Raw genomic sequence first — 19,207 nt, 5'->3', positions numbered from 1 at the left:
TATAAAAACGATGAATTAAGCGACTGCCTCGCTGGCTGCTAGACTACGAAGTAGGCTATTGAGCTGGCTCAGTAGGCACTGGGGCACGTAAGGTAGAGAGATAGGCGATGACATCCGCCCGCTCTTGAGCATCGGGCATCGGATCAGAGAGCATCTTAGACTCAGGCAGAACAGCTACCGGATCAGCGATATAAGTATCTAAAGTCTTGGCATCCCAGGTCCATCCTGTAGCCTGCAAGGACTGACTGTAGTTATAATCTTTGAGCAACGCAGCGGGGGCGCCATAGACATTGAGCAGTTGCGGCCCTTTTTTATTAAGACCAGGCGTCAACTGATGACACTGGGTACAAGCGTCTTTATAAATCAGCTTGCCATTCACCGCATCCCCTGCCGTATATTCGGGCACAGTGACCTCAGGACGATAGTCGGGCGGTGTCTTTTCACAAGCGGTCAAACCCAGCGTTAGCAGTAAAGTAAATACTGCAGCAGGCAGTGAAGTAGGAAAAGTGTATTTTGTAGAGCAGGACTGGGAAGGATTGCCCTGTAAAGAAGGGTGGCTTACTTTTTTCACGGCGCTACGACCTTTTCATTACTAAGAGCATCATTAGTAAGAATACCATTAGTAATAGATAAATGAATAACATGGTAGCCAGTTTAAAGACGGAATGCTACCTTTAAAGGTCTATCCATAAATGACTATTTTATCAATAATGTACTATTAAAAACCAATACGAGCACCGCCAGTTACTGCGCCATGCTCATGTGTTATGACAGACTACTGCTTAAGCGTCTTGTGCCAGCACCATAGTTTTCGCAGGCACTTGTAAATAATAGCCTTGCAGATAACGAGCACCGACACTCCAAGCGACAGACATGGTCGAGGCATCTTCGATAAATGGCATCAGCATGCTACAGCCGAGCTCGCTGGCCTTATTCACTAGCACTTTGACCGCTTCGATACCGCCATCACGCTCTAAATCATCAACATAGCTTTTGGCCAAACGCACCATATCGGGTTTTACGAATTCTGCTGCATCCACAGACTTACTGGTCATGCCAAAGTTATGCACACAAACACCGCAATCGACTTTGCGCAGAGCCAAAATCTGTTTTTTAGCAACGGCCATATAATCCACGATATCTTGCTCATGGAACTGTACCATTAAGGCGTTGCTCTCACCACCCACCGCTTTTTGTAGTTGACTGATGACCCCAGCAAGGCGAGTATCGGCAAGCGAGGCACTAGTCAACGGCACTAAGATGCGGCTTTTAGGATATTTTTTGCGTACACTGCTTAGCTGTTTACTGGCATTAATTAACATCCAACGGTCTATTTTTTCGAGCAGATTGCGACTTTTTGCTACCGCCATAAACTCTCTCGGCAGCATTTGTGTGCCATCGACCATATTCAGACGCAGATAGACTTCAAAGAAATCACTGCGGTCGGTTTCGATATCATAAATAGGCTGATACAGCAGCTCAAAGCGATTTTGGCCGATAGCAGTCACTAGATACTCGGCTAAGGCTTCATCATCGCTATTGGCATATTGGCCTGGGTCATAGAGATGAATGCCATTACCGACGTTTTGGGTCTCTAACAGCACTTGATCAACGGCATCGATAGCCCGCTCGATGACCACATCTTGATCAGGACTGCTCTTATCTAGCATCACAATACCTACGCTCACGGTCGTAGTGATACTGCGCTTACCGACTTCAATGAGCATTGCACTGATTTCTTCACGCACTTCGTCAGCCCGGCGTTTCAACTCATCGGGTTGCAGCCCTTTAATAAGTATGGCAAAGGCAGTATCACTAAAGCGACTGACATAAGCATCTGCAAAATAGTTTTCGAGCTTTTTAGCAATTTCTACGACGGTCGCATCGACCCCTTGCAAACCTGAGCTTGAATGCACTTTGCCCATATTGTCGAGCCGGACATACAATAGGGCCGCGCGCGCCTCACCCATGAGAGCCGCTTCATGCAAGCTAGCAAATTCGGCCTCAAAGCCACGTCTATTTTCAAGGTTGGTAAGACCATCTTTACGGTGAGCCTCAGCCAGTTGCTTGGCCAAGTCTTCAGCATTACTGCGTTGAATAATAATCTGGGTGACCGGCTCGCCTTCATACGTTGCAGCAGCCAGTTGCAGTTTGGCTTCAAAAGTGCTGCCGTCTTTGTGCCGGCTTTCAAAGTCAAACTCTACCTCATCACGATTGCCTTTATCGAAGCGGCGTAAGAAGGTTTTGAAACCTTGGATATTATCCCCACCTTCTATTAGGTCAATCACGGGTACGCCAATGATTTGCTCAATATTATCAAAGCCAAACAGGTCTAGATAAGGGGTATTTGCATAGATGTGGATGCCTTCATCAATATAGGCAACGGCACTTTTAGAGTTTTTGATAAGGATATTAGCGCGCTGTTCTGCTTCTGCAAGGATATGGCGCACTTTCGCAAACTGACGGCGGGTTTTTAGATTTTCGTATTGTAAACAGATAGCAATGACGACCCGAGTTTCTTTTTCTGGCAGTAAAGCCTTGACCATATTACCATCGATGATAGCAGGCAGACCTTCACTGTTCCGACCCGTATCCGCCATCTCGTTGCTCATTAGGCAAATCATGGGCAAGTCAATATTCATATCCTGCACTATACCGACGACATCCGTAAAGGTCATATCGTAAGCATGGCCAAATACCATGACGTCCCATTGGCTACGCAAGGACTTTAATAACTCAGCCTTATCATCCAAAAACCCAAGATTTACTTCGGTATAGTACTGCGACAATAGCGTGACTAAGCGCTCTGCATAGCGTTGATCGTCACCTATAACTAGTAGATTTAGTGTGCTTTCCGTTGCCATAACTCGCCTTAATTAACTGTCTGAGTGTTCATATAGGTAATATAAGTTGTCTTAACTATCTATCTATCTGACTTTTGCTCTCGTGCTAGTATACCCTTCTGCAACCGTGGGTTTTGTCTATAACCGTTACTACCAGCTAATCTAGCTAAGGCCCTATCAATATTTGGCTAAAATACTTATTTAAACTTTAGTAAACAAATATTTAGCAGATTTTGACTGTTGAATATTTGCTCATTATTATGCCAATACAAAGCATTATTATTTTTATGGCTTTATTATAAATCCCTAAGCATAATAAAGCTACCAACTTACTAGTACGCCAAGTTTAATTAGTTTTAATTAACAATAATTGGTTCGAATACTTGCCCTCAGGAACCTTTTCGTTACTAGCAACAGCTATTAGCGACAATGTATAAGAGCCAGCAATGGTCTAAAATCTACTAGCCACCCTAGCAATTTCATACTGATCCACATCATCACTATTTAACACATTTTTCTGTAAGGTAAGCTGGGTCTGCTTATCATGAATCCGTAGAATCACCCGATCACCTTCTTTAAAATGATAGCGAGGTAGCATGAGGGTGGGTTTAGTATTTAAGCTGTCACTACCCGCAATTAATAAAGCGGCCACAAAATCCTGGCTACGGTCATCGTTACTGTCTAAACGCACGCCGCACGCCGTAATAGAGACGCCTAGCAACTGCGCCCCTACCTCAAGCTCATCTTCAACAGCCTCAATCCAACGCACGATGCCCAGCTTCCACTTTTTCTTATCTTGCTCTAGCTCATTTTGAATAGCAAATAAGCTCATGACCTGTAAGGTGGGGAGCGACGCTTGCATATCCGGTACAGGTTTATCCGCTACAGCACGCGAGGCAATCAGCCAACTTTGTGGATCATTCGCTAAACTCAAGGGCTGCCGGATAGGCTCTTCTTTGGCCACTACCAACGACTCATCTATTATCTTATCTACAGCATGACTGGTATGAAAACGATAGCCCGTCAGGCTCTGGTCTAACAACTGCGCTTTAATTGCGATATCCTCGCTGCCAAGCTTAGGTCGCGTCGTATATTTAGGCAGATGCCTATTAGCAATATCTTTTTGATTGATAAGATTGCCCAATGACTGCTTACCAGCAATATGGTAGTGAATACGATTAAACTCAGTTAGCAAAATAGCATTGTAATTGACATCAATTCGCGGAGAGGCGCGACGTTGCGGCTTTAAATACTGCTGCTCTAACGTAGCTAAAGTCTTTTTAATTAAACGCTTTTCATAAACATCTAAATCTTTGGTAGCGACATTAAACCGCTCTGGATTTTCTAAGAACTCTAACAGGGGTAATAACTCAATGAACAAGCAAGTGTGCTGGTCATCATAAGGGTTAATGGTGGTATGCGGCGTCAAGTATTCTGGGCCTTTATCTCCCTGAAGATTGACAAACAGCCGAGTCTTAGACTGCGGCACTAAAGCCATTTTCAGATAACGGGTCCATTTGGGCAATAAGCGATGAATACCAGTGATATCTTGGCGTCTGTAAGCGGATAGGTTGGGCAGGCTAAATAGACATATTTGCGTGTATATTTGATGAATATTCGTGGCGGTTCTAGCCATAGGATGACGGCTCACATCTACCCTAGTAATATCTTCTGTGACCGCTAATAAGTATAGACGATTCAGTTGCTGCCAAAAGATGGAGGGCAATCTTTGATAAGCAATCGCAAACTCAAGCAATAGCTTTTGATAACAAAGAATGGACCAGTAGATTGCCAAAGTTAGACTATTCGCAGAAGCTTTGGTAGCAGGCAAAAGTCGCAGTCGGCTCCAATGCGTACTTTCTTTGGTACTCTGCGCCATGCGCTCTGTACGTAACCGCTCAATCACGCCATTAAAGACCAAAATACACATGTAATATAATGACTTTACTTGCTCAACAGCGGCCAAATGATCCGCTGACAATACCCCAGTTTCATACTTATAGTGTTTATGCTGCTGAGCAATAAGGCGCTCAACCGCCACAAATACCGGCTGCATTAGCTTTAAACGTAATGGCTCTGATAGCTCCATTAGTATGAGCTCACTAAGCGTTTTTTCAATCTGCGCCAACTGCTCAGATTCAGACTTCACCGCTAAACTTACCACCCATTGCTCAACGTTCGCACCGAGGGGTCCAATATGACTAAAAGTGAGCGCCTGCACCTCTGGCGTCACGGTTAAATACTCAATGAAAGTAGACTGACTAATCATAGAAATGCTCTTAGTGTAAAAAGACTAGGCATAAAGGAAGGCGTTATTTGTTAGAATTTTTATGCATTGTCAAGATAATCATAGATGAGGGAGACACGCTCACTAGCTAAGCGCCCTCTCCTCGCAAAATCCTTTTGTGATGTTATTTGAGCTTAATACTTAATTTTGAACTGAATACTTAACGAGGTGTTGGTTGGATAATCTTTGCCTAGATAATAGCTGCCTATGAGCTCAGCAGGCTCAAAGACGAATAACTTTCAAATCAATACTATGATTGAATATCGAGCCTATACTGACAACTTTAAACCGTTTTGTAAATATCTATTGGGGTCTTAAAAGGGCGGTCCGGTAATTCTCGAACTAATTTAGGCACTAAATACCCTGGAAGCTTGGCCAAGAGTTGCCAATACAGCTCGACAGCTTGCGGCTCGGGAAGATCAAAATGTGCCGCACCAGCCACTTTATCGAGAACATGTAAATAGTAAGGCAATACCCCTGCTGCAAATAAACTCTGACTGAGAGTCACTTGGATAGCTACGGTATCGTTAATCCCAGCCAGCAGTACCGTCTGATTCAGTAATGTCACGCCAGCAGACTTGAGTGCCTGCAAATAGCGCGCGGTATGAGCGTCGATTTCATTAGCATGATTACAGTGAATCACCATGACAATCTGACAGCGACTGGCCTGTAAACGCTCTAGCAAAGCCTCATCAATACGCTCAGGTATCACTAAGGGCAAGCGCGTATGCAACCGTATGGTGGTCAGTTGCTCGAGCGCCTCTAAACAATCTAACCAAGCAAATAAGCGGCGGTTACTAATACTAAGCGGATCTCCCCCGCTTAAAATCACTTCATTTACCTCAGGGCAGCGTGCCACATAGTCAACGATTGCCGCCTGCTCTTTACTGCTCGGCAGGTTGGCGCCGTAGTCAAAGTGCTGACGAAAGCAATAGCGACAATGAATCGCACAAGCTCCGGTAATGGTCAGTAACACCCGTGACTCATACTTATGCAGCAGCCCTTTGATAGGGTTCTGCTCATTTTCATTGAGCGGGTCTTGAATATAGCCGCTCACTGGAATCTGCTCTTGTAAGGTTGGCAATACTTGCAGTAATAATGGATCGTCTGCCTTGCCAGGCTGCATCTTAGCGACAAAGCCTCGAGGTACTCTCAGGCCAAAGTTATCTGGGACACTCACCCCAAGCTGGCTACGGTCAAGCTGTACTAGGCTTAAGAGCTCATCAACTGAAGTAATCGCTTGCGATAAATGCGTTTGCCAGTTTGTTTGTGTGATTAAATGGTTTATCATGGCAGCCTAAATGTGTTTAGATGTCGCCATTATATAGGCCATACCAGCCAATTCCAATGTAGGCTCTACGCATCCTAACGTTACCTAAGCTTTTCTATAGAAATCATGGTGATCTCTAGCAAAATTTGCTTAGACTCTTGTCATCACTATTGAATCAATACTGAATCCTTACTGAGTCACTGCCAAGGATGCGGCCGCTAAGGCTATGATGCAGCAATAGTTCGTCTGCTGCAACAATCAGCCGCTGTAAGGCCACATTAGATTGACGAGTTGCATATTAAATTGATAATTAGGAGTTAAAAGTGGCAAGTTTTTCTACCAATGAATTTAAAGCCGGCATGAAAGTCATGTTAGATGGCAATCCCTGCGCTATTCTCGAAAACGAACTGGTAAAACCCGGTAAAGGCCAAGCTTTTAGCCGCGTGAAACTACGCAATTTACGCAGTGGCAAAGTGCTTGAGCAAACGTTTAAATCTGGTGATAGCTTAGAGGCCGCTGACGTGGTCGATACGGAAATGAACTATCTCTATAACGATGGCGAGTTTTGGCATTTCATGCACCCAGAAACTTTTGAGCAGCTACAAGCGGATGCTAATGCTATGGGCGATAGCCCAAAATGGCTTAAAGAAAATGGCAATGATCTGTGCACCATTACTTTATTTAACGGCGTGCCTTTAGCTATCGTACCGCCAAACTTTGTTGAGCTCACCATTACGGAAACGGATCCAGGCGTCCGTGGTGACACTTCAGGTGGTGGTGGTAAACCTGCTACCCTAGAGACGGGTGCGGTCGTACGTGTTCCCCTATTTGTCCAACAAGGTGAAGTGGTTCGTGTTGATACGCGTACCGGCGATTATCAAACGCGCGTTAGTTAAGGGGCTATTACCCTAGGGCTTTGCCGAAAGCAGAGTCCGTCTGTATCTGCCTATATTATTGATGTATAGCGGTACAGATATGAAAAACGGGTTTGGGATATCAGCAAATGCTGTTGTCCCAAACCCGTTTTTTTATGGCTACTGGCTTAATTTATAGGTATTGTCTTAATTTATAGTTACTAGCTTCATATATAAAAAGTAGCTTAATGTATAAAAAGTGACGTAATACGTTTACCATGCTTTCCGCCTAGCGCCCAAACCACTAGGCAAGTTTAAACCGCAATTTTTATTAGCCGTCTTTATGTGCTTGGGCCAGCCAACGTTGAATCACTTCATTGAGCAGCTCTCTTTTGAAAGGCTTAGTACAATAGTCTTGCATACCTAGCGCTATATACTTTTCGCGCTCACCATCCATCGCATTCGCCGTCAACGCAATAATAGGCGGTAGATTGTCAGCACCATACTGCTCAATCAACTGCTTAGTCGCCTCAACACCATCTAAGATGGGCATATGATGATCCATCAAGATAATATCAAAACTGTCTGGCGCTTGCGCATAGACTTCAATGGCTTTTTGCCCGTCTGCGACATGGGTGACTTGATGCCCGCTCTTCATCAGCGCCTTTTTGGCGATGATAGCGTTGACCGTATCGTCCTCCACCAATAGCACCCTACCGGTAAGCGGCTGTTGCTGGTCTATAGGCGGTATAGTTTTTATAGTGGCTTGTTTGGCCTGAATAAATTGCTGCTCGCTCAGCAGAGGCAGCGGTAATAAAACCGTAAAAGTAGTGCCCTTGCCGACGGTACTGGTCACTCGAATGGAACCGTTCATATTGGTCACTAAAGATTTACAGACCGATAGGCCTAGTCCCGTCCCGCCATATAAGCGATGGGTGGATTTGTCCGCTTGGTTATAAGCATCAAATATAGCTTCCAAAGATTCGGGCTTAATCCCCACACCTGTATCGGTTATCTCAATGCAGATAGTCATGGCATTTTGATAGGAGCCATCTTGTAGCAATTCGCTCTTAGCCTGGTCTGAACAATGCCACTGGTAAATACTTAAATCATTAGTTGGCGAGGCCGGACTGACATTAATCTGTGCCATACCGCCTTCACCAGTGAATTTAAGGGCGTTGTTCACTAAGTTGGCTAAGATTTGCTTTAAACGGACGGGGTCGCCAACGGTATAAGGGCTTAAATTACTGGCGTACTGCAACCCTAGCTTCACTTTACGCTGATGCGCCTTGGCTTTAAACAGCCCCACCACTTCTTCACATAAAGCGGCCAAATTTATCGGGCAATTATTCAGCACCATTTTGCCCGACTCTACTTTAGACAGATCCAAAATATCGTTGATAATTGCTAAAAGGTGCTCGCTCGACATCTTGATACTGTTCACATATTCTTCTTGCTCAGCATCTAAATCCGTCTCATCGAGCATCTCAACCATACCGATAATGCCGTTCATAGGAGTGCGAATTTCATGACTCATATTGGCCAAAAACTCAGACTTCATCTCGTTGGCTTTTTTGGCCATGCGTTGTTTTTTTCGCAAGCGTAAAGCATCTGCCGCCATTACCGCAAACTTTTTTAAATGCTCCGCTTTGGTCGCATCAAAGTCATAGCGCGGCTCGGTATCCATCACACAAAGGGAGCCTAAACGGTAGTATTTATTGTCTTCAAATAAAATGATGGGCGCGCCCGCATAAAAGCGTAAGTTAGGAGAATAGACAATAAGAGGGTTGTCTACAAAACGCTCATCTTGGCTTAAATCATCGACTACAAATACCTCATCGGCCAGTACCGTATAGTTGCACAGCGCCACCTCACGCGGCGTAGAAACGTGCTCGTCAAACCCTATAGGCGACTTAAAATACTGCGTCTCTTCATCCATAAAAGTGATGGTGACTTTGGGCATATCAAAAAATACTTTTACCAGTTCAGTAAGGCGATCAAATGCTGGCTCGTCCTGGGTATTTAAGACTTGATACTCGCGCAGCTTACTAATGCGCTCGGCATCATTAGCAGCAACGGGGTAATATATCTGGCTCAAGACTGACTCCTCACTGCGATAATTTGCATAGGGCTACGCAGCTTAAATTATAGTAATAATAAATATCTGGGCTGGACTGCTGAGTATTATGCCTTATGATTTAATCTTTATTTCTCGACTAAATTACCTGTTTGCACGCTAGGTTTATGCACGAGCTTAGTCTCTAGTAGCTAGCGTGATAACATCTGCAATGCTTCACTCACCATCACCATTCCGACTACGGAAGTGACTGCGACCGCTGAGCCATACCCGCCACAATGTAGACCGCCTACTTGGCAGTTTACTCCGTTATCCACCACATCTTTACCTTTTTTATTGGTAATGGGCGGTTGGGTTGAATAAACACAGCGAATACCAAACTTTTCCTTGAGCTCGGTGTTAATACCTTTCTCATGGCGTAATTTACTGCGCAACCGGGCCAATAGCGGGTCTTGATAAGTATCCTTTAAATCACTGACTGCTATCTGTAACGGATCGGTTTTACCCCCTGCTCCGCCGGCACTAATCAGTTTTAATTTATTAAAGCGGCAATGCAACGCAATAGCTAATTTCGCCGCCATATCATCCACGCAATCCAAGATAATAATTTGCTGACCTGCAGCTTGTGCCGCTTGCGCCTGCTCACGACTCGGCAGTAAGGTCGCGACATTCTCTGGCGTCAAAAAATCATCAATCAGTTGCAGCTGAATATGCGGGTTAATTTCACGCATACGGGCCGCCATCGTCTCAATTTTGCTCAGTCCAAAAGTGCTGTCCAAGGCCGGCAGCTGACGATTCACATTAGAGGCCACTAATATATCCAAGTCAATCAGGGTGATATTGCCAATAGCGGTACGCGCTAACCCTTCCGCTGCCCACGTGCCTACGCCACCCACCCCAATCACAAAGATGTGAGCACGCTCAAAAGCATTAAAGCCGCTCTCACCATATAAGGTTTTAGTACCTTGGAAGCGGCGCTCATACTGGCTATCTTCTCTGTCTACTAGCGGCTGTTCTAATATAGGAAAAGCGGTGTTTTGGGCAGGGCTAACTGACATAAATGACGGGGTCCTATTTTGAGAATGAGTACCTTAAGTTTATAAACAAGTTATTACTCCAAAAAGAGTTATTAACCTGAAAAAAACCATTAATCTAAAAAATATTAAGGATAAGCAAGGGGCATTAATACTGGACTATTACCATCCTCTGAACTGCCATAAAGCCCACCCATACCTCCCTATTATAAGCGTTAAATGGCGCTAGGGAGATGGAATTGCAGGGTTATAGACAATAAATAAAAGATAGTAACGTAGTAAGAAGGGATTAATAAGAGACAGTATAATCCCATTGGACTTTGAGCGCCTCACAGCTATTGCGCCATAACTGCTCTGCTAAATCGGCCAGCGCTATATCAAAGAGCTCGCTTAAAGTAGCCAGGACGTGCGGTAAATTTGCTGGAGTGTTGCGGGTAGGCTGGGAGTGACTAGTCTCTAAATTATTAGCCGCTATCGCAGACCAATCGGGCTGGCACATTACGGGCAACATATCTGGGCAATCGGTCTCAATCACTAAGCAAGAGAGACCGTATTGCTGTACTGCCGCCGCCAATGCCCGACGGAGTTTTTTGGCATTAGGATTGGTCACTTGCCCCGTAACGCCCAATTTAAACCCTAATGCTACGAAAGCCTTTGCCTCTTGCTCACCACCACTAAAACTATGAGCAATGCCCCCCAACGCATGGGCATCATAGGGGTGCTGCTTAAGGATTTTTAGCGTCTCGGCATGGGCTTTACGAATATGTAACAGGACGGGCAGCTCATGAGAGACCGCCATATCCAATTGTGCAATAAAATACCGTTGTTGCTTGGCCAGTACCTCGGGCAATTTAAGCTGCGGGGTAAAGGTATCGAGGCCGATCTCACCGATGGCGATAATATCATTGCGCTGGTTTAAGCCGTCTGTCATCACCTGCAAATCGTCTATAGTATGCTCATCAATATAAACGGGATGCAGACCCAAAGCGACGTGAGCCTGTAGCGGTTTGCTCAATTCTTGCTGCGATAGTCCTGGATAATTGAAGGTATTAATCTGCGCTTGTGTCTGCCACATACGCTCAAAGTAGCGCCGTAAATACCCTACTAACACTAAATGCTGCACCCCCGCATCGCTAGCCTGCCTAATTTGCGCTTCTCTATCCTGCACGAAGACAGCCTCATCAAAATGGGTATGAGTGTCGATAAGCGCATAGCGTTCGGCGTAAGGCCGGCTACAAGGGTCAGTCGCTAGCAAATGGTCAGTAGCTGAGGCGGAAACAGCAGTTGATAATGAAGTATGGGGCATAAAAGACACCTTAAGGGCGACGAGTAAAACGACACGCTCTAGGCGATAATACAGAGATGCAGTAATAGATAGCGTGTGAGCTTAATTATTGATATTCATGAGGATAACACGAACAGTAGGCCAGTCACACTACGCTTTGTTACCTACCAACAACCAAAAACTAGGAGCTTGCTAAGCAGATTAGCCTCATTACCCATATTTAAGCTATAGCCAGTTTTAATCCCTGACACGCTAATGTAGTTACTTGAGGACACGCTCTAAATAAACCACGACTAACTTAATAAAAAGACAAGCTTACCCTTTAGGGTAATCGTGTGGAGCAGCAGTTGACGGCGTAGCTACTGGCTTTACAGGACGGTCTGCACTGTCTGTATTATCAACACCATCATAACCATTATAGGGTGTATCCTGCGCTTGCCGGCTGCTGCGTCTAGGAATCAGCAGTAACGCCACAGCAACCGCACCCAGTTTTAACCAGTGTTTTTTTACCATTATTCTGCTCCTAATATAGGCCAGTTTAGATAAATTTGAGTCATGACGGCTTATATAACTGTGATAACTAGCCCGCGCGAACTAGGGTGATACTCGGGTAAAGCCTTGTTGGCTACTAGCTGGCAGCTGCTCAACTGGATACTGACTGCTTGGATATTGAGTAACGGGCTGCGCCTTGACTGGTGCCACCTGATTAACGGGCGGCACGAGAGGATTTAGCGGCATCAACGAATAGTTAGGGTCAACTTGATCGCCCCAACCCTGTACCCCAGTCATGGGCAGTTGCTTAATCGTACCATTTTTATCAATCACCAGTTGCATCGTGCGCATCTGATTGTAGCGGCGCTCAGTGACGCTAGCTACCGCGCCCCCATTACGCAAAATAGTCGGTTGTAAGAAGATAATCAAATTACTCTTATCCGACTTACTGCTGTCTGAGCGGAATAGACGCCCAAGCAATGGCATATCCCCTAGACCAGGGACTTTTTGCGCGCCATTGGTGGTGTTATCACGCATCAAACCGCCCAGGGCAATCGTCTGCTGGTCATCCGCTAAAATAGTCGTATTAATCAGACTCTTATTGGTCACCAAGCCATTGCTACTGCCTGCTGTCCCGCCCACTACGGAAGAGACTTCTTGCGAGACCTCAAGGCGTACTGTGCCATTTTCACCGATATGCGGGATCACATTCAGGTTAATACCCACATCTTGACGGTCGATGGTTTGGAAAGGGTTGGTCGATGAGTTGCCGCTGGTCGTATAAGAGCCTGTCACGACCGGGACGTTTTGCCCGACCAAAATACTGGCTTTTTCGTTATCTAGAGTCAAAATAGACGGCATAGACAATAGGTTGGCACTGGTAGACGAGTCTAAGGCCTGTAAAATAGCGCCATAAAATTTCGTATTGCCATCGCTGTCTTTGCTGCTTTGACCCAGACCTAATAAGGCGCCCGCAATCGAGCCAGCCGCCGTGCTAATACCTGCTGTCGAGCCACTTAACGCCGCTGCAGCCAGTGAGGTCGCACTGGCACCGACGTTATTAAAGTTAATCACCCCATAGCCGCTATTGGCATTTCCTAACGCCCATTGCACGCCCAATTGCTTGGCATCATCCCCTGACACTTCGACGATGGCGGCCTGGATTAATACTTGCGCACGGCGGGTATCCAATTGATTCACCGCCTCTTCAATCTCTATCATTAGTTCTGGTGGCGCATTCACAATCACAGCATTTTGGGTTTCATCGGCGATAATACTAAAGGGTTTTTGGTTATTACCCACTATCCCATTTTCAGCACTGAGCGCGCCCATTCCTGCTGATGAGGTGCTGGCATTCAGACTTTCCGCGGTACCTAGAGACGAGGTTGATCCTGTGGCTGAGTCGGCTAGTGACGCTGACTCCAACGTCGACGTGGCACCAGTACTATTGATAGACTGGTTGGACAACAAACCTCTGAGCATTTCTGCAATATGCCCTGAACTGGCATATTTTAGGCGGAATACTCGCAGACCGCTCAGGCGCTTAGAAGGCATGGTATCCAATTGATTGACCATATTATGCACTTTCGCAATCATCTCGGGGCTGCCTTTGACCAGCAGTCTATCCCCTGAAGGATCGGCAATAATTTTAAGCTGATTCACCCCTTGGGTCTTGTCGGCACTAGTGATACCAGTCAAGGCACTGAGCAAATCCATCATACGCTCAGAGTCGACATGACGCAGCGGAATTACACTCATAGTGTCATTGTTATTGCTATCGAGGTCGCGGATGAGGGTGGTCAGCTCATTGAGGCTGTCAGCACGGTCAGATAAGACCAGCGCGTTAATACTGGGTACTGCAGCAGCATGTGCCGATTGTGGCATCAGCGGACGAATGACGGTCAGCACTTCGGCCGCTTGAGTATTGGTTAAATAAATGACTCGAGTCGTCAGTGTCTCACCGACCAATTCACCGTTTAAATCCACCGCAATACCCGATTGCTTAGCGACGTTATCAGGCACTAGCTTAATGGTACTGCCCGTATCAATAGCAGCGATGCCGTTGACCTGCATTACGCTTAAAAACAACTGATAGATTTCAGCCTTGGATAAGGCACGGTTAGAGATGACCGTCACATTACCGTTAATGCGTGGGTCTAAAACAAAATTTTGGTCAGTGATGGTCGCCACTTCATTAATGAAGGCTTTAATATCCGCATCTTGTAGATTCACTTTCCAACTTTCAGCATGTACCGCACTGTGCGCAGCTGCCCATAGCGGCACGGCCAGCAACACAGGCCGAGACCATTGTACCGTCAAGGATAAGCTAGCTGCCAAAATACTGCGGGATAGCGGCTTTTGCTGCGCGCTCCCTCGAGGCGTGCAAAGTGTACGGTTGAAAAAGCTATGCAAACTTAGCATGTAGTATGACCCATTATGTATGTATATCCCTGCGAACAGTAACTATCTGTCACCCGTCTGCTGTAGACTGAAGCTGCGGCCATTTTAGCGACCTTATTCAATAATCTAATGTAATACTGACCGTTTAATTTTAGCCGTTTTTAGTCCTGCTAAGCGCTATGGCTGAGGCAAGCGCAAAATTATCCCAGTGACTCTATACCAAATCTTAAGTGGTACCCAGTCTTGAGTGGACTGCCTATAGGACTAGTGATGCCCTGCAGCTTCCCGCCACCATTGTGCTAAAACTAGCGCCGTAAAGCTACTGTTATTCGCGACTAGCGAAACGACAATAAAGGGGTAAAACTAGCCCCTAAAGCTTTTAACAATAGCTAGGGTAAAAATTAAAACTGCTGGCGAATAGTAATGACTTGATCGCCGCGTTGTACTTCTATTTCTGCGCCACCCGACTGCTTCACTTTATCGAGTAGGTCAGCATCTTGGCCCGGATTACTGCCGACCGCTTGCCCATTGACAGACAACACTTTATCACCAGGCTCTAAACCCAATCTATTCTTTAATCCATCTGGCATCGCCGCCGTGACTTGATAGCCCTCACCGGTGGCCATAACGCCCATGCGGCTCAGATAGCTCGCTGGGTTCTGTTTGAGCTCATCGACCGCTTCAGTAATAGCAGATTGCGGATTGCTATTCTCAGCACCGCCTTCTCCTGCAGCTTCCGGAGTCGCTTCAGGCTGCATAGCCCCTGCTTGCGTAGCATCAGCAACTGGCAGACGATTATTGCTCACTGCTCCAGCGCCGTTATTAGCCGCCATTTGGCCTTGGTCTAGCGTCAAGGGCTGGGTCAAAGTAATTACCACTTGCTTATCGCTAGGGTCGGCAATAATTACTTCATTCCAAGCGACCGCAATTAATTTGTACCCCGTGCTCTCTAAGAGGCTGCCGACGCGGTAGTTTTTGACCGTACCATTCACCTCTAGTAGCGCGGCTGAGTTGCTTTCAGGAGAGGCCAACATCACCCCTTTTAGCGCCACATTGGGTGGCGGCTGAGTAGGCGCGGTAGCCGCTGCAAGAGACTCAAATATCATAAAACTGCTGGCATAATCGGTAGTGCTGACTGCCGCAGGTTGTAAGGGTGCGACCGGTAGCATAGGCGCTTGGGGCGGGGCGAGTACCAGCCATAATAACCGCGCAATAGCCCAACATAGCCAAGCGATAGCGAGCAGTAGCAGCCATCCTGACAAGCGATTTAAGCCACTCATTAGCTGTTTAGAATAAGAGGTTAGCGTAGCGGCCATCTACTGCGCTCCTGCAGCTGAGGATAGACCTGCTAGCAGGGGCTGACGTACGCTAACTACTGGGGTATCTTGCGGCGCTTTGCCTTTATATTCGGGCATATTCTCTAACAAGCGCTGGGTCAAATTGATATCCAACATATTATCGGCATCCAAATAAAAGTCACCGAGGCGCTTGTCTTTATTATCGAGTAGATTGGCATGTAATAGCGATTTTTCGCCTTTTTGCTCGCTACTGAGATCCGCTCGTAGCGCCGGCAAAGTCAGCTGATAAGTCTTGCCGCCATTAGGATAGCCTAACTCACCGCCGACCCAAGTTAACTGGCCGTCAGCCGCCACAAAGCCGCGCTCATTATCTTTGTCTAAGCTCAGGGCATTGACCTGAATCGGTGCTTTAGGCAAGCGCCAATCCACCACCCCAGCCAAGGTCTCTTCCGTAATCTTACCTGACATATCTTTAACCGACCAGCCACTGCGGCTCATACTCATAGTGCCTGCCAGCTGAGACTTACCTGAAGTGACGGTCACTGCTGCCCCCGCGCGACCCAAAAACAGCTGCCACGGTTGCCACGTCCAAGTGACCGCACCTGTCAGCGTATTTTTAGCTTGCGGCAGTTGCCAAATCGCCGCCCCTTGCCATAGGTTGCCCGACACTTGCTGCAAATAAGGCGTGGCTGGAGCATATTTTTGCACAATCCAGGCGGCCGGCATTTGCACCAACACACACAGCGCAAATAAGACGGCACCAATGAGCCACCAAAGTTTACGCGGGCGTTTTTGTGAGGAGGAGGAAGCCGCTGTCAAATGTCTTTACCCTATATATTAGAGGTTGTTAGAGGCGAAAATAGTAGGCACGAAGTAGCCTATGTTCCGGCTCGCTTATTCTTAGCATACTATTATGTTAATACAATGCTATTGCTACCGTTAGCTTGCTGCAGTCTACTGCCGATAAGATCACTATTTATATAGAGCCACTACTTATATACGACCACTACCCTATAGTTACCGGCTGCGCGCCAAAAACAGCTCTATGCTAGCTAAAGCGACTGAGTCAAAATGCCATTATCATAACAAACATTCACTCATAACGGATAAAAAAAACTGGCACCTTTAAAATAAAGATACCAGTTCGTTTTTAGAGCTCATTAGCAGCTAAAGGTACTTAGTTGCTTGCTTAGCTAAGTCTAGCTAGCCTAGTTAAGTACGGTGCTTAGCTACGGATTAGGAAGTCTTCAAGCGCCTGACCTTGGTCTAGAGCATTCACCAACCAAGTTGGTTTACGGCCACGACCGGTCCAAGTCTCTTCGCTATTGTTTGGGTTGCGGTATTTAATGCTGCGTTTTTTCTCTAGTTGCTCACCAGCCTTTAAAATATCTTCGATAGTACTATTGCAAGACTCTGCAATTTCTTCGAATTTTTCAAAGGCATCATATAAACGCTGATGTTGTTTTTCAACAATAAGCTGCTGAGCATTTTGGGTGATGGCCATCAATTCATCAACGTTTAACGATGCTAGGTCTACTGAAGTTTTCTTAGTCATATTTGCCTCTGCAATAAAAAGTAAAAGATAAAATTAGTCATTAAGTGGGTCTCTATCACAGCATTTCACTAAACTCGTGGTTAAGTTAGCTACTGCTCCATTCATGATACCGCTATAAGCCAGTAACTATCAGGGAGCAGGTATCAATAGTCACTACCTTCAACCACGGCTGTAGTTCAAAACATACCGTAAAATTAAGCAGCTTACTTATTAATGCTTCTTATGAATCCACCAAGAGATTGGATTTAATAATAGCCACATTAATTATTTACCATTTAGAGAACTGGCTTTAGTAGAGAGCAATAAAGCACAGCATCATATAAGCTTATAAGGAGCCACCTTGATTTAGTATTAAAGTTATCAGCCAATGATAGTGACCCGACCGAAAGCCTTAATACTAATAAGGTATATTATAGGATTATCCACTTTTTAATCCACCCTATAAAATAATTATACGATTATAGTTTGCTATTGCCCTTACCCACCTTTTGAAAAGTGGGGTAAATCCTAGCACACAATTTTTAAAAAAGAAATTTAATAGTCTTCAACGGTGGTGAATAAAAGATAATAGTACGTTATCTTTCCTAATTTTAAAAAATAAATGATAATGTTTTGAAAATCTAACCATAAATCATTCGGTTTCTACCTGCTTACATGTTTAAAGTTATTATATGCGTTTATTAATGCTAAGTTATTAATACTAATAGTTATTTATATGTTTTTATTTTATTTTTTTGCTAAATACTTAAGGATAAACTTTAATCATTTTCGCTCTGCTATTAATTTTATCGATTTCAATCCTAGCCATCAAATTATACAATATTATAAAAACAAACTATTGTTCATCAAGTATTCTGTAGTTATTCCGCTGATTTATGTTTCCGACCTCGTTGCTAGGTAGAGTTAATCTATGCAATCTATACCCTATTTGCCACAAAATCAGAGCTATAAGAAAGTCACGGGTATACGGTTGCACCAACCTTAGTTAGGTTATGACTTATAGCTGGAGTGGGCATTAACCCTACCTTATATTGCTTCATCCAATAGCCGTTAGCTTCCTCCATAAAAAAACCCTGCAATAGCAGGGCTTAGTCAGTACTTTTAATACGCTTAATCGACAGTATTCAATGATTTAGAATGGAATATCATCATCTACTGGCGCATCAGACATGGGCATAGCGTTAGGCTTTGGAGCGTTGTTCTGCTGGGCCGGCGCATTGTTGTTGTTATTGGCAAAGGCATTCTGATTGCCTTGTGAGCCTTGGTTACCATACGACTGGTTATTTTGATTGTTCGGGTAGTTAGGTTGGCTATTATTATTGCCACCATAATTGCTGCCATTTTGATTTTGAGCAGGGTTATTTTGGGCATTGTTGTTTTGATTATTATTACCCTGGAAACCACCTTGACCTGAGAAAGTGCCACCACCACCGCCACCAGTATTGCCTAGCATTTGCATTTGGTCGGCTCGAATCTCTGTCGTATAACGATCTTGGCCGTTCTGATCCTGCCATTTACGGGTACGCAGACTGCCTTCGATATACACTTGGCTGCCTTTACGCAGATATTGTGCAGCAATCTCGCCTAAACGATTAAATAATGCAATACGATGCCATTCTGTCGCTTCACGTTTTTCACCGCTTTGCTTATCCGTCCACTGCTCAGAGGTCGCTACAGAAATATTGGTGACACTGCCGCCGTTGCTGAACTGCTTGGTCTCAGGGTCATTTCCTAAGTTGCCGACAATAATAACTTTATTTACGCCGCGCATAATTGCATCCTTTATAAAAGAGATTTGATTCCCACTTTAAC

General features: G+C 45.3%; 14 protein-coding genes. 1 reads left to right on the top strand and 13 read right to left on the bottom strand.

The features are described from left to right. Positions 1–55 precede the first annotated feature (55 nt). From ACZ2XM_RS09760 to epmB, 4 genes are all read right to left on the bottom strand, one after another. Entirely contained in the window at positions 56–571 is a 516-nt protein-coding gene (locus ACZ2XM_RS09760; protein ID WP_490588612.1) for a c-type cytochrome, read from the bottom strand. Positions 572–782: 211 nt separating this feature from the next. Further along, complete coding sequence (locus tag ACZ2XM_RS09755) at positions 783–2,864, bottom strand: EAL domain-containing protein (protein ID WP_490588611.1); 2,082 nt, start codon at positions 2,862–2,864, stop codon at positions 783–785. A 430-nt stretch (positions 2,865–3,294) separates the two neighbouring features. Continuing rightward, positions 3,295–5,112 (bottom strand): cyclic-di-GMP receptor FimW-related protein, encoded by a 1,818-nt coding sequence (locus tag ACZ2XM_RS09750; protein WP_490588610.1) that lies wholly within the window; start codon positions 5,110–5,112, stop codon positions 3,295–3,297. Between the two features lie 301 nt (positions 5,113–5,413). Then, complete coding sequence (gene epmB / locus ACZ2XM_RS09745) at positions 5,414–6,421, bottom strand: EF-P beta-lysylation protein EpmB (protein ID WP_490588609.1); 1,008 nt, start codon at positions 6,419–6,421, stop codon at positions 5,414–5,416. A 302-nt stretch (positions 6,422–6,723) separates the two neighbouring features. On the opposite strand from epmB, the gene efp reads away from it, so the two are divergent. Next, the gene (gene efp, locus ACZ2XM_RS09740) at positions 6,724–7,296 is read left to right on the top strand and encodes an elongation factor P (RefSeq protein WP_490588608.1); all 573 of its coding nucleotides are present in this window, start codon (positions 6,724–6,726) and stop codon (positions 7,294–7,296) included. A 289-nt stretch (positions 7,297–7,585) separates the two neighbouring features. Here efp and ACZ2XM_RS09735 read toward each other — a convergent pair whose 3' ends face one another. The 9 genes from ACZ2XM_RS09735 to ssb all read right to left on the bottom strand — a co-directional run bounded on the left by ACZ2XM_RS09735 (position 7,586) and on the right by ssb (position 19,166). Further along, positions 7,586–9,352 carry a GAF domain-containing hybrid sensor histidine kinase/response regulator gene (locus tag ACZ2XM_RS09735; protein WP_490588607.1) on the bottom strand — a complete coding sequence of 589 codons (1,767 nt, stop codon included), beginning with the start codon at positions 9,350–9,352 and terminating at the stop codon, positions 7,586–7,588. A gap of 170 nt (positions 9,353–9,522) precedes the next feature. Then, complete coding sequence (locus tag ACZ2XM_RS09730; RefSeq protein WP_490588606.1) at positions 9,523–10,389, bottom strand: tRNA threonylcarbamoyladenosine dehydratase; 867 nt, start codon at positions 10,387–10,389, stop codon at positions 9,523–9,525. Positions 10,390–10,654: 265 nt separating this feature from the next. Further along, positions 10,655–11,671, bottom strand: coding sequence for a TatD family hydrolase (locus ACZ2XM_RS09725; protein ID WP_490588605.1), 1,017 nt, complete (start codon positions 11,669–11,671; stop codon positions 10,655–10,657). A gap of 294 nt (positions 11,672–11,965) precedes the next feature. Further along, a complete protein-coding gene (locus ACZ2XM_RS09720) occupies positions 11,966–12,163 on the bottom strand; it encodes a hypothetical protein (RefSeq protein ID WP_490588604.1) in 198 nt (65 codons plus the stop codon). An 81-nt stretch (positions 12,164–12,244) separates the two neighbouring features. After that, the gene (gene gspD, locus ACZ2XM_RS09715) at positions 12,245–14,563 is read right to left on the bottom strand and encodes a type II secretion system secretin GspD (RefSeq protein ID WP_490588603.1); all 2,319 of its coding nucleotides are present in this window, start codon (positions 14,561–14,563) and stop codon (positions 12,245–12,247) included. 380 nt (positions 14,564–14,943) lie between these two features. After that, positions 14,944–15,858 carry a type II secretion system protein N gene (locus tag ACZ2XM_RS09710; protein WP_490588602.1) on the bottom strand — a complete coding sequence of 305 codons (915 nt, stop codon included), beginning with the start codon at positions 15,856–15,858 and terminating at the stop codon, positions 14,944–14,946. Next, positions 15,859–16,659 carry a type II secretion system protein N gene (gene gspN / locus ACZ2XM_RS09705; protein WP_490588601.1) on the bottom strand — a complete coding sequence of 267 codons (801 nt, stop codon included), beginning with the start codon at positions 16,657–16,659 and terminating at the stop codon, positions 15,859–15,861. Between the two features lie 406 nt (positions 16,660–17,065). Next, positions 17,066–17,395, bottom strand: coding sequence for an H-NS histone family protein (locus tag ACZ2XM_RS09700; RefSeq protein ID WP_490588600.1), 330 nt, complete (start codon positions 17,393–17,395; stop codon positions 17,066–17,068). A 1,132-nt stretch (positions 17,396–18,527) separates the two neighbouring features. After that, positions 18,528–19,166: a single-stranded DNA-binding protein gene (ssb, locus tag ACZ2XM_RS09695; protein WP_490588599.1), complete on the bottom strand. Its 639-nt coding sequence runs from the start codon at positions 19,164–19,166 to the stop codon at positions 18,528–18,530. Positions 19,167–19,207: the final 41 nt, after the last annotated feature.

This window comes from Psychrobacter sp. CoH-33_TS_01, from assembly GCF_058189395.1.
Note: the sequence above shows the minus strand (reverse complement) of the source record. Positions and strands in the feature narration are given on the sequence as shown.

Bases quoted from the DNA above. Each gene is read 5' to 3' on its own strand.
- ACZ2XM_RS09755 (WP_490588611.1), bottom strand. From the start codon at position 2,864: ATGGCAACGGAAAGCACACTAAATCTACTAGTTATAGGTGACGATCAA.
- ACZ2XM_RS09750 (WP_490588610.1), bottom strand. From the start codon at position 5,112: ATGATTAGTCAGTCTACTTTCATTGAGTATTTAACCGTGACGCCAGAG.
- epmB (WP_490588609.1), bottom strand. From the start codon at position 6,421: ATGATAAACCATTTAATCACACAAACAAACTGGCAAACGCATTTATCG.
- ACZ2XM_RS09730 (WP_490588606.1), bottom strand. From the start codon at position 10,389: ATGTCAGTTAGCCCTGCCCAAAACACCGCTTTTCCTATATTAGAACAG.
- ACZ2XM_RS09725 (WP_490588605.1), bottom strand. From the start codon at position 11,671: ATGCCCCATACTTCATTATCAACTGCTGTTTCCGCCTCAGCTACTGAC.
- ACZ2XM_RS09720 (WP_490588604.1), bottom strand. From the start codon at position 12,163: ATGGTAAAAAAACACTGGTTAAAACTGGGTGCGGTTGCTGTGGCGTTA.
- gspD (WP_490588603.1), bottom strand. From the start codon at position 14,563: ATGCTAAGTTTGCATAGCTTTTTCAACCGTACACTTTGCACGCCTCGA.
- ACZ2XM_RS09710 (WP_490588602.1), bottom strand. From the start codon at position 15,858: ATGGCCGCTACGCTAACCTCTTATTCTAAACAGCTAATGAGTGGCTTA.
- ACZ2XM_RS09700 (WP_490588600.1), bottom strand. From the start codon at position 17,395: ATGACTAAGAAAACTTCAGTAGACCTAGCATCGTTAAACGTTGATGAA.
- ssb (WP_490588599.1), bottom strand. From the start codon at position 19,166: ATGCGCGGCGTAAATAAAGTTATTATTGTCGGCAACTTAGGAAATGAC.